This is a genomic window from Polaribacter sp. BM10 (assembly GCF_002005425.1).
Lineage (GTDB): Bacteria > Bacteroidota > Bacteroidia > Flavobacteriales > Flavobacteriaceae > Polaribacter > Polaribacter marinaquae.
In genome coordinates, this window is the sequence record NZ_CP019704.1 from 138,758 (window position 1) to 154,360 (window position 15,603).

Consider the following 15,603-nt stretch of genomic DNA (forward strand, 5'->3'; position numbering starts at 1 on the left):
CGTGAAAAAAATTATATCAAAAACATTTGGATTAAGAGATGACGAAATAAGCATCTCTTTTTTTATGTTCTTATATATTTTTATAATAATAACTACTTTATTAATAGTTAAACCAACAGTAAATGCACTTTTTGTTTCTAAATTAGGTGCAGATAGTTTGCCTTTAGGATATCTTTTAGTGGCAAGTGTGGCAGTTTTAACTTCCTATTTTTACAACAGGGCCATTAGATATTTTTCTTTGGTAAAAGTAACCGTAATCTCATTAATAATATTTAGTATTGCCTTTATAGCTTTAGGTTTAATAATTAAGTTTGCAGTTATTAGCAATTGGTTACTGTACTTTTATTATACATTTATTTCTTTGTTTGCTGTAGTTGCTACTTCTCAGTTTTGGTTATTTGCAAACATGGTTTTTAATGCAAGAGAAGCAAAAAGAAACTTTGGATTTATAGGAGCGGGTGCAATTTCTGGAGGTATATTCGGCGGATATTTAACAAGTATTATTGCAACTAGTTTTGGTAATGAAGTCGCAATTTTTATGGCAGCTGCTTTAATTTTATTGTGTATTCCTATTTTAAAGAAAGTTTACAATTTAAAAATTAAGTTTCTAAATACGTTTAAAAGAAAACAAGTAATTGCAGATCAAGAAAACTTAGAAAGTTCTTCTTTAAAGTTAATTAAAAATTCAAAGCACTTAACATATATTGCTTTAATTACAGGAATTGGAGTAGTAGTAGCAAAATTAGTAGATTTTCAATTTAGTGATTTTGCTCAAAAAGCATTACCAGATTCTGATGATTTGGCTGCATTTTTTGGTTTTTGGTTTTCAACATTTAATGTAATTGCATTGGTAATTCAGTTATTTTTAACCAATAAAGTCTTAACAAGATTGGGGGTTTCTACAACCTTGTTAATTTTACCATTAACTATTGCATTTGGTAGTTTATTGTTTTTAACCTTTCCAGAATTATGGGTTTTAATCATCATAAAAGGTATTGATGGTAGCGCTAAACAATCTGTTAATAAAGCTGCAGTAGAATTGTCCATTATGCCAATTCCTATTCAAATTAAAAATCAGGCAAAGTCTTATATAGATGTTGTAATCGATAGTATAGCAACTGGTTTTGCTGGGTTTTTATTAATTTTTCTAATTAAAAGATTAAACTTAGATACAACATACATTACTGTAATTATTCTCTTTTTTACGTTTGTGTGGATCTTGTTTATCTACAAGCTAAGAGAAGCTTACTTTACATCTTTTAAAGAGAATATTCAGAAAACGCTTACATTAGAAAATGTAAAAAGTAAAAAGCGCACAAATACAATTGCCGATTTTAAGCAAATTCTTTCTAGCGGAAATGAAGAAGCTATTTTAAGTGCTTTAAATCGATTAAAAGATTATAAGCAAACCAATTTTAATCAGGCAATAATTAGGCTTTTAGAACATCCTTCAAATAAAATAAAGACAAAAGCAATAGAATATTTATATGCTTTTGATAGTGTTAATATTCTAGATAAAGTAGAAGTTCTTGTTTATGAAAAAGATGATTTATTGGTGTACATTGCTTTGGATTATATTTTAGCTCATTCGCCAATTTCTGATACATCATTTTTTAATAAATATTTAAATCATTCTAATGAGTATATCGCAAACGGAGCATTACATTCTTTAGCTAAACAAAGCTATAACAATGCAAAACTAGGTTTAAAATACAATGTTTTAGGTAGGTTAGATGAAAAAGTAGTTGCTTTAAATAATGGTAATTTATCTGATAGACAAGAAGTTTTAGCTGGTTTATTAATGAGCATTGCGTATGCAAGAATGACGAGTAATTATCACTTAATTAGCAAGCACTTAAAAAACAGTAATCCTTATATTGCTAAGTTTGCAACTATTTCTGCAGGTATAACTTCGGATGAAATTTTTATTGACGATTTATTAAATCTATTACTAAAAAAGAAATATCGTAAAAGGGCTGTAAAAGCGCTTAAAAATTACGGACCTAAAATTATCGATTACCTTTTTAAACTCGATAAAAAAGGAATTTTAAAACCCTCTATAAAAAAACATTTACCTAGAATTGTAGAGTCTTTTAAAAATGAAAAATCTGTAAAAATCTTATTGCGTTTACTAAGAAGCCGAAATGCAGTGACAAGATTATATGCCTCTAATTCTTTGGTTAAAGTTTTAAAGAAAAATAAAAACTTATCTGTAAGCAACCGTGTTGTTAAAAATCAAATTTTAAGAGAAAGTAATTACTATAAAAATACATTAGAAATTATTACTTCGATAGAAAATTTAATAAACTTAGAAAGTTCTTTATCCGAAGAAAGAATAACAGAATTAAATGTAGTTAGAAATAATTTAATTTCAGAATTAGAAATACTATTAGATAACAACTTAAAAGCAATATTTAACCTTCTAAGTTTGATGTATAATGACGAAGATATAAAGATGACTTATGTCGGAATTCAGAGTGAAATAAAAGAAGCCAAAATTAATTCGTTAGAGTTTTTAGACAATATTTTACAAAGTAAAATTAAAACGATGGTCTTGCCAATTATAGAGTATTATGTAGTTGATGATGCTAATTATAAAGCTACTATTATAAATTTAAACCCAATAAAAGAAAGAAAAGCTCTTAGAAGGATTATTAGAATGGGTAATTTTAAATTAAAAATTCTTGTTATTAAATATGTTCAAATATCTAACAACAAGAACTTAATTTCTGTTTTGCTTCCCTTAAAACAATTTAAAAATGTAGATGTTAAAGCTTTAGCAACTAAAACATATCATCTTTTTATCTCAAATAACAATTAATTATTTTCTTCTTCTTCAGAATCAATTTTATATTCTTCTTCTTTAATAATTGGTTTTACCGTTGGGTTTGCTTCATCTATAATATCGTCAATTTTACTAGCAAGATACATGTGTGCTCCGGCAGAATTTTTGTTTAAAACATTAGACATCAAACAAACAATGTATTTTATACCGTTAGGATGTTCAACAATAATAACAGAGTTCATATAATTAAAAACATTACCGGCATAACTTTTACAATCAGGATTTTTTTCTCTGTCACATTTATAATAACTACCAGATTTAAAATAGACGGCAGCACTATCTAACCGTGGTGATTTTGCGTATCTAATTCTTCTATCCGTTAAGTATAAAAGTCTTTTCATTTCTAAACTAGAAGCCTCATCAACAACATTACCTTGTTCTAATTGTAATAAAAATTTCATTAACCCTTTTGGTGTACCAATACTTCCGCCTTTTCGACCTACATATTTTCCGGCAGGTCTTGTAAACATTCCGCCTAATTTCCATTCATTTTCGGTGATTCCTAATTTTCTTAAAGGTTGATTTACTACTGAATGCGCTAAGTTTGTTAAAGAATCTCTAGGTGTTTCTTTAAAATAGTTTTCTGCTTTTTCAGCATCTAAAAAGAAATAATCTTGACCAAATGCAGCCATTAACATTGCCTCTCTATACATAACGCTCGCTGCACCATTATTACTTACAGAAACCATATGATCTAACCATTCATATAGAGAAAACTCATCACTAGCAATTACACGTCTTTTTGTTAATTTATCTTTTTCGATATCATAAATTGGTATGGTATGATGATCTCCTGTTCCCCAATATCTAGCAGTAACTTTTATGTTTTTTAAGTAATTTGCTCTGTCGTTAAAAGAATCTGGACACAGTTTTTGTAGTTGATCAAAAACAGCCAATAAAACAGCAATTTTACCTACACTACCTGGTTGATAACCTACATTTTCTCTATGTTCTGCATATTTTAAATTATCAGGATTACTCATGTCTAAAGCAGTCATAGAGTAAGCGCCAGAAGGAATAATTCTCTTTAATTTTCTTTCAAAATCTTTATCAGAAATTAATAAATCATTTACACTATCTTTTTTTCTTTTGGTTAAATTTAGTTTTATATCTGCTAATTTTTTATAAGCTCCTGCAGGTATTCTTGTATATCTTACGCTATCTAATTGAAATTTTCTAAGTTGATATAATCTTGCAATTCCTGTGCTTTCAAAACCATCAATCGGGTATTTGATAAAACCAAATGATGCAAAAACTAAAATGGCTATTAATAAGTGTTTTCCTTTAATCATTATATTTTTTCTTTTAATTTAATTTCCTTGTTACTGTCAGTTTTAGGTGAAATTGCGTTTAAGTAATCAGAGCTTTTTGCCTGTTTATTTTCTACAAATGGCCTTATTTGAAACAACCAAAGTTTATCATCTTTAAAACCAAATTCTACATCATAAGCATGATTATCGTCATTTTGTTTCCCTATTTTCTCTCTTATTTCTGATGCTAATTCTCTTATTTCGTTAATATTATTGTAATTTAAAATAGGTTTGTTAAAAGTGGTATAATACTTTTTAGTGTTTCCGGTTGCAGGAAGTCTAATATAATCTGGTTGTCTTGCCGGACTTAATAAAAAACTGCTATTATCTGTAATTAATCTTGTTTCTGCAGATTGCCCATCTACAGCACCACCAGCGCCTCTGCTAAAAGCAACGGTTAAATCATTTTCAGCACCTTCATTTATCCCTTTGGTAATCATTACACCAGAATAATCTACATCTACGCTTGGTATAATTAATATTGATGGATACACATTTTCTGGATTTAATAAATATTTCTGACGCCATTTAAAACTTCTTTCAGAATATGCAGAAGCCCAAACTTGCTTTATTCCATTTATAATTTTCTCTTCGTTTAAAATATTGAACAACGTTAAGTTTAAACCTGCTCCTGTAAATTCTTTTAAATCTTCCATATTAGTATCACTTCTTAAAAAAACAGGAACATTACCTAAATTATCTCCAAAAACTGATGAAAAATTACTTTTTAAATCTTTTATAAAAGAAGCGTCTAAATCTATATTTAAAATAGCTGTATGTAATTCTTTTAAAGATGCTAATACAAATTTTTCGATTTCATCTTCACTAACATTTTCTTTTTTTAATTGAGTAGCCTTATTAAAAGTTTCATTTAAAAATTGCCAATAAGTTTTATTTTTTGATGGCATTTCTTTATTCATATGTGATTTAAAAACTCCGAAAGGAATAATAATTCCGTCAACCACTTTATTTGGAAATAGGTTTTTTAATTCACCCAAATTTGCAGCTTTTGGACCGCAAAGAATACCAGAATCAGATGCTTTAACATCTTTCATATTTATAATTTTAGATACATCTAACCTTAATTTATCGGTTGGTACCGTAATCATATTTTTAGTTCTTTCTTTTTTGTGGAATAGCTTTTGTTCTTCATCCGACATGTCGTTTTCTAATTTTAAAATAACATTGCCTTTATTAGAAACAGCGTAAAAAACATTTTTATTCGCATATTTTTCTAATGATTTTAAATTATCACTAGACAAAGCGGCATTTGGTATTCCTAGATTTCTTGCTAATAATTGCACGTGAGAAACTAAGTTTCCTTCAGAAACCGTCATAATACCAGCAACAGGTTTTAAATCTGAAGGTGGTTTTTGAAAAATATAAATATTGTTTGTGTTCACTTCTATATTTTCTGGATTACCATCAACAACAATTAACTTACCAAACGCATAACCAGGATTTAAACCTCTAATTGCACCTTGGTTGCTAATATTCATAACGTTATTGTTAACATTAGAAATATCTGAAGCAAAAGTATTTAGTTTGCTTACCGTTTCCCCTAGATTAAGAGTAACCGAATTTCGAATTCTATCATCAATAAAACCGTAAGCAAAAGATTCAAAATCTGCATATTTATTTACCGTTTCTTGATAATTTGCTTTTACTAAAGATGTACTCCATTCTACAATTCTTCTCGCACTAGTTACCAAAGAATTTAAGTCTTTTAACGTTATCTTATCATTTAGTAATGTTGTTACATATATTGGTTTTATCAAATCGAATTCCCAGGCTTCAATTAAACCTGTAGCGTAAGAAGCGCATGTTAAAGTTTGTGTTTTTAAGATAGTTTCTTCTAAAGTAACGGGTTGCCACTTTTGAGTTTCGATTAATAAAATTTTTTCTAATTGATTAGTTAAATCTAAAAGTGCCAAACGATCCTTACTATTATTAAATAGCGTAATATTATATCTTAAAAAGTCTAAATTTTCTGTAATTTTTATAACAATATCTTTTGCACTTAAATTAGATTTGTCTTCATTTAAAAAATCATTTAAACTACTTAAAACGTTATTTTTATCTTTTATTTTAGAAATTTCGTTAGCAATAGTTTTATAATTTAAAGGAGCGTAAAACTCTTGCATAGTTTGTAAAAGTTTGTCAAAAATTTTCTTCTCTTTTGAATTTATTTTAGAAGTATTTTTTTTGATAAAACTTTCAACCAAATAAATATCTGTTTTTTCTGGATTGCCATGAATTTTAATTCTGATATCCATAAATTCTGGTATTTCTTCTGCCAGAACTTTAGATTCGCTGCGCATTTGTTGGGCAATATTAGAATCGCCATTGTGCGGTATATCTTTTAAAGCTTGCCTTACCAAATAGTAATTATTGTTAACTAAACTATCGTCCTTTAAAATAGTTTCAAAAAACTGTTTTCCCCAAGCTTCTTCATCTTCAGATTGTACAGAGCCTCTGTAGTATTGTCCTTTTTTAAGAACCCAACCATCATCTATACTTGCAAGATATTTACCTAATTGATATTGTTTTAATCTACTATAATTATTTTCTGAATCTAAAAAATCTTGATTGTTTAAGCTAGCTAAGATTTCTCCAAAAAATAAGTGATTTGTTTTTCTTAAGTCTAACGCAGACTCTTTAAAAGACGCATGCTGAATACCGCCACCAATAGAATCTGGACAAGGATCTTTAGAATCTCTAACAGAACCATCTTTACAATACCATTTTATGCGGTAATAAGGTCCTCGAATATCCTTTTTGTAAGAAGATATTAGTTTTTTTATATCATTATTAGATTTTTGTTGTGCATAATTTGTAGTTCCAAATAATAATGCAAAAGCAAAAGAGAGTAGTAGTTTTGTTTTCATGATTTGTTGTTTGATATAACAAATCTAGATTTTTAAAATGTAATAAAATATTTTAAAACTTGAATAGAGCAACAAAAAAATTGATTGAGTTAAAAATCGTTTAATTTGCTTTTAAAATAGTCTTTTTGAAAGTGAATTTGATGTTATTTTGTTGAATATAAACTTCTTTACAATTTGTTGGGTGAATAAAGTTATAATTTTCTAGGTGATTAAAGTTAGGCTCATTTAATAAAAAGAAGTTTTCAAAATCTTTGTTTCCTTTAGCGTCATACCTGGCTATTTTATAAGTTTGATCATCTTTTTTTTCTTCAATTCTAAACCAAGCGCCGCTTCCTATTCCGCCTAACCAAGTTCCGTTTTGCAGGTTAAAAACCTCTAAATTCGGTTTTTCAGTTCCTTTTAAATTAGGTTCGCCATTAAATTTTTTAAAAAAAGAAGCTTTGTATTCTTTTAAAATAGATCTATTTAGATAAGTTTTAATTTCTTGTTTATAAATACAATAAATAGCATTGTTTGTATTGGCTTTAATAACATTGCCTATTGGGCTAGGAGTAAGTAGATTAGATTTTTTTAACAGCTTACCAATCTTTTTATTATTTGTAGAAGCTATAATAGTATCGGTTACAAACCTTGCGCAATTTGTACCGTTTTTTAAAAAAGCACCGTAAGGAATTTCTTTTGCATTAAGTAAACTTTTAATAAAGCTATGTGCTTTATTAAAGTCTATTTCATCATGAACGCTAGCAACCAATCTGCCATCTCCATGAGTTTTTTCAGGATTATTTTCTATCCAAAGTAAAATTTCTTCTAAGTTTGTTAATTTGTCATTTTTAAACTCAGCATTTATTGTAACTTTTAACTCTGGATCTGTTTCTTCAGATCGAACACGACCATTACCATACGTTGTAATGTATCTGCCAAAATCGAAATATTTTATTGTTTTATTACCTTTTTCTAATAACAATAAAGCCGCATGACCAGCTTGTACAGCGTGTTTACTACCAATACCAATTTTGGGCCAAAAATTACTTAAAGTTTCCCAATAAGCAGGTCTCACAACCGTATCTGGATACGAAAGAATAATGATTATTCCGTCTGAATGCTGCATTGTTAAGAATTATTAAATATTGCTTTTAATAATATTTGAAACGTTTTAAAAGCAAAGTACAATGTAAATACTATTAAAATAACTGCAACAACAATTAAGATATACGAAAGATATTCTTGCGAAGTATCTTCAAACTTTTTTAAAGCTTTAAAAGCCATTGTTAAGACAATAGGAGAAACAATAAAAAGTAAAATTAAGATTCCGATATGTTTTAAACCTTTGCCTAATAAGTTTACATCTGTGCTCATTTCGTATAATTTTTTATTGCATTTCTAACATTACCAAATTCTTCTAATAATGCAGCTGCTTTTTGTAAGTCGATATTTAATTCTGATGCTAACATTTTTTGACCTCTTTCTACCAATTTATTATTAGAAAGTTGCATGTCTACCATTTTATTTCCCTTGACTTTTCCTAACTGAATCATTGTAGTTGTAGATAGCATATTTAAAACTAATTTTTGTGCAGTTCCAGCTTTCATTCTAGAACTTCCAGTTACAAACTCAGAACCTACAACAACTTCTACAGGAAAGTTTGAAACCTTCGCTAACGGACTATTTTTATTGCAGGTTATACAACCTGTAGCAATATTATTATCGTTACATTTTTCTAAAGCAGCTATTACATAAGGCGTTGTACCAGATGCAGCAATACCAACTACAATATCTTTATTTGTTATTTTATGTTCTTGTAAATCTTGCCAACCTTGTAATTTAGAATCTTCTGCAAATTCAACTGCTTTTCTAATGGCAACATCTCCGCCAGCTATAATGCCAACCACTAAATCAAAAGAAACACCAAAAGTTGGCGGACATTCAGAGGCATCTACAACACCCAATCTACCAGAAGTACCAGCTCCTAAATAAAATAGTCTTCCACCTTTTTTTAAACTACTAACAATACTGTTTGTTAATTGCTCTATTTGAGGTAAAGATTTTTCTACAGCTAATGGTACTGTTTTATCTTCTTTATTGATATTTTTTAATACTTCTTTTACAGACATCTTTTCTAGATGATTGTAATTCGAGTCTTGTTCTGTAGTTTTTATAAATGTCATCATTCAAAAATACAGATTTTTTGTATTCTTGAATGATGATTTAATTGAAGTTTTAGTTTTTTTCTACCAAACTAATTTCAAAAGTATCAGTTTCAGAAATATGAAAATAACCTAAAGGATAATTATCATCATTAGTAGTATTGATAATATTACCTAATAAAGCTGTTGGTGCTGTTTGAAAAGGGCCACCATCATTACCACCTGCTTGACTTGTTAAAATTTCGAAATATGTGTAATAACTTTTTGAAATACCAGATAATTTGATGGTAACAGTTGCAGGTAATTCTATTTCATCTTCTTGATAAAAAGAAGAAAAATTATAAACCGCTCCGTTAAAAAATCTGTCATCTAGCGTTAAAAATATATTGTTTGTATAATCTAACACGTAAAAATTTTCGGTATTTCCGTCGTCTTCAAAAGAAACTTTTAATTCAGTTTCGTTCCCAGTAAATAAAGTTTCATCACCTTGCTCTACACTAATAAATGGCGTAGATTTTACTTTAGTGGCTTTTCCTTTAAAAGTTTCATTGTTGTAAATAACCGTTAACTCATATTCTATATTATCTTCTGGTAAAAAATCGGTTATCGGTTCGTAATTTCCTGTAGCATTTGTATCAGAAAAATTAATAACAGAATTATCTGATAAATTTGTTAAAAAAACAGTTGCATTTGTAACTGTAGGAATCGTTTCTTCGAAATAATCTGCAGTTTCTCTTAATTTTACAATAGTTTTTGCGGTAATTGGGCTTTCATCAAAATAGACTTCGAAAGATGCGTCTATTATTAATTTAGGACTTATGGTTGGTACATCGACGTCTATAACTTTTTCACAATTAGAAAATAGTAAGACAATTAACGTTACGTAAAAAAATATCTTTTTCATCTTATTAAAATTTAAAATTGTAAGTTACAGATGGCACTAAACCAAATATTGATGTTTGTACAGCTTCGTTTCTAAAAGTCTCTTGGTTTTGTGTAAAAGCTAAAGAAGCCGCATTTTGTCTTCCGTAAACATTATAAATACCAAAAACCCATTCTCCTTGCCATTTTCTGTTTTTATTTTTTTCTGGATTTAAAGTTGCAGAAATATCTAAACGATGGTAGTTTGGCAATCTGTCTGAGTTTCGTCTATTATCATCATAAATTGGCACGTTTAAACCTTGGTATTCGTATTGCCCAACCGGATAATTTGTTGGTTGACCTGTTTGAAATACAAAATTAGAATTGAATTTCCATTTATCATTTAATTTGTAGCTAGCATTTACAGAAAAATCATGTGTTTTGTCGTATGGTGTGCTGTACCATTCTCCGTTGTTAATACCTGGTTCTTCAGCAGTTCTACCTGCAGTTAATTGTTCTGATTTAGAAAGTGTGTAAGAAAGCCATCCTTGAAATTTTCCTTCATTTTTTTTGAACAACATTTCTAATCCGTAAGCTCTAGCTTTACCATTTAAAATAATGGTTTCAATTTCGTTATTCGCAATTAAATTTGCGCCATTTATATAATCGATTCTATTGCTAATATCTTTGTAAAAAGTTTCTGTTTCTAATGTGTATTTTCCTTCATTAAAAGATTTAAAATAACCAACAGCATATTGATTTAATTGCTGTGGTTTTACAAAGGTACCACTTGGTGTCCAAACATCTAACGGAGTAGGGGAAGAGGTGTTAGAAAGCAAGTGCAGATATTGAACCATTCTATTGTAACTCGCTTTTATAGAAGAATTATCATCTAAAATGTAAGACATAGAAACTCTTGGTTCTAAATTGTTAAAACTTGCAAGTACATCGCTTCTTTTATAGTTTTCTATGCCAGTTACTTCTGCAGATTCGTATTTTTTAAATTCAGAATTATATACAACTGCTTGGTCATTTGCATAGGTGTTTAACTCATCTTGCCCTAATCGAGTAAAATTGCTAAATCTAACACCATATTGTAGTCTAAAATTATCATTAATTTTATGTTCAGCATCAATATAAGCTGCAAATTCATTTGCATATTTGTCAATTAATTTTTCTGCAACAATACCTGAATCTTCTCTATTCGGAATTATTTCTCCGGGATTAAATTTGATGTAGATATTATTAATACCGTAACTTAATTTTACTTTTTCACTTACATAATGATTAAAATCGTATTTAAGGTTGAAGTTTGTAATGCCAGAATCCCATTCGAAACCGACAAAGTCAAGAATCAATCCGTAGAAATAATCAGAATAAATTAAAGATAGGTTAGAAAATAATTTGTCTGTAAATAAATGATTCCAACGTAAGTTTACCACAGTATTTCCATAATCGTTTACAAAATTATCACTTAATCCGAAGACATCTTTACCAAAATAAGTAGATAAAAATAAATTGTTTTTATCGTTAAATCGGTAGTTTATTTTTGTGTTTACATCGTAAAAGTAGGCTTTATTGTCATTATCAAAAAGAGGTAAAAAAATATGAGCATAAGAAGATCTCCCACCAATTAAAAAAGAACTTTTTTCTTTTTCTAAAGGACCTTCGATAAGTAATCTGGAAGAAACCAAACCAACTCCACCAGTAACTTTAAAATCTTTACTATTTCCTTCTTTCTGATAAATGTCTAAAACAGATGAAAGTCTTCCGCCATATTTTGCAGGAATACCACCTTTATATAATCGAACATCTTTAATTACATCAGGATTAAAAACCGAGAAAAAACCAAATAAATGAGACGAGTTAAAAACAATTGCTTCGTCTAACAAAATTAAATTTTGATCTGCAGCACCACCTCTAACATTAAATCCAGAAGCTCCTTCACCAGCACTTGTAACACCTGGTAAAAGAATTAGAGATTTAATAATATCTGCTTCTCCTAAAACAACCGGAATTTGTTTTATGGTAGAAGAAGTTAATTTATTAACACTCATTTGTGGTGTTTTTAAATTAAGTTTTTCAATATTACTTTCAATTACTATTTCATTAAGACTTTCTGTAGCTTCAAGAAGTTTAAAGTTTTTTGTAGTTTTTTCTGATAAATTAATGGTTTCTAAAAGCGTAGCGTAACCTAAGTAACTTAATTGAATTTTGTAGTTTCCTTGTGGAATTGTAATTGAATAAAATCCGTATTCGTTGGTTGTTGTACCTGCGTTTAATTCAGGGAAATAAATTGAAACTCCAATCAAGGTTTCGTTATTAGTATTGTCATAAACAGTACCGCTAAGTGTAATTTTTTCTTGTCCTAAAATTGACAAACCAATAAAGAGAAAGAAAACAAATAGTTGTTTTTTACGTAGCATTTTTGTTTTGTTTAATTGCCGTAATAATTAATTAAACAAAAGTACAATTCTTAATTTTAATAGAACGTTAAAAATTTAGAATAAGAATCGTATTTGTGTAAAAAATAAAATCCGGTGTAAAACACCGGATTTTATAATACTAATAATTTTAAAGATTAAATACTTGCTAAAATAGAATTTAGTAAGGTATTTGGTCTCATAGCAGCATCTGCTAAACTATCTGTAGGTTGATAATAACCACCAATATTGTTAGCGCTACCTTGAATTTCATTTAATTCTGATACAATTTTAGCTTCATTTTCTTTTAAATCGTTTGCGATTTTGGTAAACGTAGCTTTTAAATCTGCATCTTTATCTTGATTAGCCAATCCTTCAGCCCAATACATTGCTAAATAAAAATGACTACCTCTGTTGTCTAATTCGCCAACTTTTCTTGATGGAGATTTATCGTTATCTAAAAATTTATCTGTTGCATCATCTAAAGTTTCTGATAATACAATTGCTTTTGCATTGTTGTTTACAGTACCTAAATGCTCTAAAGAAACTGCTAATGCTAAAAATTCCCCTAAAGAATCCCAACGTAGATGGTTTTCTTCTATAAATTGTTGTACATGTTTTGGGGCAGAACCTCCGGCACCAGTTTCAAACAATCCACCACCATTCATTAACGGAACTATAGAAAGCATTTTTGCTGATGTACCAACTTCTAAAATAGGAAATAAATCTGTTAAATAATCTCTTAATACGTTACCAGAAACAGAAATTGTGTCTTCTCCTTTTACAATTCTCTCTAAAGTGAATTCTGTAGCTTCTATAGGTGATAAGATTCTAATGTCTAAGCCAGAAGTATCATGATTTGGTAAATATGTATTTACTTTTTTAATAATTTCTGCATCGTGAGCTCTGTTAGCATCTAACCAAAAAACAGCAGGTGTTTTAGAGGCTCTAGCTCTTGTAACAGCTAACTTAACCCAATCTTGAATTGGTAAATCTTTTGTTTGACACATTCTCCAGATATCTCCTTCTTCTACGTTGTGCTCTAATAAAGTGTTGTTATCAGCATCTGTAACTACAACTTTACCAGCTGCAGACATTTGAAAAGTTTTATCATGAGAACCATATTCTTCTGCTTTTTGAGCCATTAAACCAACGTTAGGAACTGTTCCCATTGTTGTAGGATCGAAAGCACCATTCTTTTTACAGAAATCTATAGTTGCAGCATAAATACCTGCATAAGAACTATCTGGTATTACTGCTTTTGTATCTTGTAATTCTCCTTTAGAATTCCACATTCTTCCAGATGTTCTAATCATTGCTGGCATAGAAGCGTCAATAATTACATCAGAAGGAACGTGTAAATTAGTAATTCCTTTATCAGAATTTACCATTGCTAAATCTGCATTTTTAGCAAGAATAGCATCGATATCAGCTAAAATTTCTGCTTTCTTTTCTGCAGATACTTCATCTAAGTTACTTAATAAGTTACCGAAACCATTGTTTACATCAACTCCAATTTCATCAAAAGTAGCAGCATGTTTTTCAAATAATTCTTTAAAATAAGTTCTTACAGCATGACCAAAAATAATTGGGTCAGAAACCTTCATCATAGTTGCTTTCATATGTAAAGAAAGTAAAACGCCTTGTGCTGTAGCATCGGCAAATTCTTTATCTAAGAAAGAAAGCAATGCTTTTTTACTCATTACAGTTGCATCTATAATTTCACCATCAATTAAAGATAAATTTTCCTTTAGGACAGTCTTAGTTCCGTTATCTGCAACGTGTGTAATTGTTACGTTTGTAGCATTATTTATTGTAACAGATTTTTCGTTATGTGCAAAGTCACCTTCGCTCATTGTAGCTACATGTGTTTTAGAATCTGCACCCCAAGCACCCATAGAATGTGGGTTTTTACGTGCATAATTTTTAATAGCTTTTGGCGCTCTTCTGTCAGAATTTCCTTCTCTTAAAACAGGGTTTACTGCAGATCCTTTTACCTTGTTATAAAGAGCTAATACAGCTTTATCTTCATCTGTAGTAACATCTTCTGGGTAATCTGGTAAACTATAGCCTAAATCTTGTAATTCTGATATTGCAGCTTTTAACTGTGGTACAGAAGCACTAATATTAGGTAATTTAATAATATTAGCTTCTGGCTTTTTAGCCAAATTACCTAAATATGCTAAAGCGTCTTCTACTCTGTGTTCTTCTGATAAATAATCAGAAAAGTTAGCAAGAATTCTAGAAGCTAAAGAAATATCTTTTACTTCAATTTCTATATTAGAAGATTTTGTAAATGCTTTTACTATTGGTAAAAAAGAACGTGTTGCTAAAGCAGGAGCTTCATCAGTTTTTGTATATACAATTTTGGCTATTTTGCTCATTTTTAATTGTTTTTTAGAAATTAAACTTTATACGAAATGGATTTCGTAAAAAAAGTGGAACAAATTTATGAATTTAATGTGAAATTCTAATTGTTTAATTGTTATTAATTACCTTGTTTTTATAGGGGATTGATAATAAAAAGCATGTATTGATGTGAATATGTTTTTATTCGAAAAATTAAACAAAATTTAACTATTTGTTCATCTTTATTGAGTTTAATTTTTGGGTGACAGCCTTTTAATCTAGAAGGTTTTAAATTAGTTTAAAACAAAAAAAAGCACTGTAATAAACAGTGCTTTTTAGTATTTTTATAAATTGAAGAATTATCTTCTTTTTTCTGTAATTCTAGCTTTTTTACCAGTAAGACTTCTAAAGTAAAAGATTCTAGCTCTACGAACTTTACCTCTTTTATTAACTTCAATTTTTTGAATAGAAGGTAAGTTTACAGGAAAGATTCTTTCTACACCTACAGTACCAGACATTTTTCTGATAGTAAAAGTTTCAGAAGCTCCTACACCTCTTCTTTGAATAACTACACCTCTAAAAAACTGAGTACGTACTTTTTCACCTTCTTTAATTTCATAATAAACAGTGATTGTATCACCTGCTGCAAATTCTGCAAATTCTTTTTTTGTTACAAATTCGTCTTGTACAAATTTTACTAAAGATTCCATATCTTTTAATTTAATTGGTTTTGTAAAACAACATTCACGATTTTTTCGTCAGAGGTTAATTTAGCGGTTGCAA

General features: G+C 29.0%; 10 protein-coding genes. 1 reads left to right on the forward strand and 9 read right to left on the reverse strand.

All coding sequences use genetic code 11. The features are described from left to right. The first annotated feature begins 1 nt into the window (after position 1). Entirely contained in the window at positions 2–2,821 is a 2,820-nt protein-coding gene (locus tag BXQ17_RS00615) for an NTP/NDP exchange transporter (protein WP_077808760.1), read from the forward strand. On the opposite strand, the gene BXQ17_RS00620 is transcribed toward BXQ17_RS00615, so the two are convergent. From BXQ17_RS00620 to rplS, 9 genes are all read right to left on the reverse strand, one after another. Continuing rightward, a complete protein-coding gene (locus BXQ17_RS00620) occupies positions 2,818–4,137 on the reverse strand; it encodes a serine hydrolase (RefSeq protein ID WP_077808761.1) in 1,320 nt (439 codons plus the stop codon). The two genes, BXQ17_RS00615 and BXQ17_RS00620, sit on opposite strands and share 4 nt — an antisense overlap. Further along, positions 4,137–7,043 (reverse strand): PEP/pyruvate-binding domain-containing protein, encoded by a 2,907-nt coding sequence (locus tag BXQ17_RS00625; RefSeq protein ID WP_077808762.1) that lies wholly within the window; start codon positions 7,041–7,043, stop codon positions 4,137–4,139. Before BXQ17_RS00625 ends, BXQ17_RS00620 begins: the two co-directional genes overlap by 1 nt. Before the next feature lie 100 nt (positions 7,044–7,143). Then, positions 7,144–8,151 (reverse strand): DUF6695 family protein, encoded by a 1,008-nt coding sequence (locus tag BXQ17_RS00630; protein WP_077808763.1) that lies wholly within the window; start codon positions 8,149–8,151, stop codon positions 7,144–7,146. Between the two features lie 2 nt (positions 8,152–8,153). Continuing rightward, positions 8,154–8,399, reverse strand: coding sequence for a DUF6095 family protein (locus BXQ17_RS00635; RefSeq protein ID WP_077808764.1), 246 nt, complete (start codon positions 8,397–8,399; stop codon positions 8,154–8,156). Further along, the gene (gene murQ / locus BXQ17_RS00640; protein ID WP_077808765.1) at positions 8,396–9,208 is read right to left on the reverse strand and encodes an N-acetylmuramic acid 6-phosphate etherase; all 813 of its coding nucleotides are present in this window, start codon (positions 9,206–9,208) and stop codon (positions 8,396–8,398) included. Before murQ ends, BXQ17_RS00635 begins: the two co-directional genes overlap by 4 nt. Before the next feature lie 52 nt (positions 9,209–9,260). Then, a complete protein-coding gene (locus BXQ17_RS00645; RefSeq protein ID WP_077808766.1) occupies positions 9,261–10,091 on the reverse strand; it encodes a DUF4249 family protein in 831 nt (276 codons plus the stop codon). 4 nt (positions 10,092–10,095) lie between these two features. Next, positions 10,096–12,474 (reverse strand): TonB-dependent receptor, encoded by a 2,379-nt coding sequence (locus BXQ17_RS00650; RefSeq protein WP_077808767.1) that lies wholly within the window; start codon positions 12,472–12,474, stop codon positions 10,096–10,098. A 155-nt stretch (positions 12,475–12,629) separates the two neighbouring features. Further along, complete coding sequence (locus BXQ17_RS00655; RefSeq protein ID WP_077808768.1) at positions 12,630–14,855, reverse strand: NADP-dependent isocitrate dehydrogenase; 2,226 nt, start codon at positions 14,853–14,855, stop codon at positions 12,630–12,632. A gap of 324 nt (positions 14,856–15,179) precedes the next feature. Further along, positions 15,180–15,530: a 50S ribosomal protein L19 gene (gene rplS, locus BXQ17_RS00660; protein ID WP_077808769.1), complete on the reverse strand. Its 351-nt coding sequence runs from the start codon at positions 15,528–15,530 to the stop codon at positions 15,180–15,182. Between the last annotated feature and the right edge of the window lie 73 nt (positions 15,531–15,603).

Coding starts and splice junctions, on each gene's coding strand:
- BXQ17_RS00620 (WP_077808761.1), bottom strand. CDS start 4,137: ATGATTAAAGGAAAACACTTATTAATAGCCATTTTAGTTTTTGCATCA.
- BXQ17_RS00625 (WP_077808762.1), bottom strand. CDS start 7,043: ATGAAAACAAAACTACTACTCTCTTTTGCTTTTGCATTATTATTTGGA.
- BXQ17_RS00630 (WP_077808763.1), bottom strand. CDS start 8,151: ATGCAGCATTCAGACGGAATAATCATTATTCTTTCGTATCCAGATACG.
- BXQ17_RS00635 (WP_077808764.1), bottom strand. CDS start 8,399: ATGAGCACAGATGTAAACTTATTAGGCAAAGGTTTAAAACATATCGGA.
- murQ (WP_077808765.1), bottom strand. CDS start 9,208: ATGACATTTATAAAAACTACAGAACAAGACTCGAATTACAATCATCTA.
- BXQ17_RS00645 (WP_077808766.1), bottom strand. CDS start 10,091: ATGAAAAAGATATTTTTTTACGTAACGTTAATTGTCTTACTATTTTCT.
- BXQ17_RS00650 (WP_077808767.1), bottom strand. CDS start 12,474: ATGCTACGTAAAAAACAACTATTTGTTTTCTTTCTCTTTATTGGTTTG.
- BXQ17_RS00655 (WP_077808768.1), bottom strand. CDS start 14,855: ATGAGCAAAATAGCCAAAATTGTATATACAAAAACTGATGAAGCTCCT.
- rplS (WP_077808769.1), bottom strand. CDS start 15,530: ATGGAATCTTTAGTAAAATTTGTACAAGACGAATTTGTAACAAAAAAA.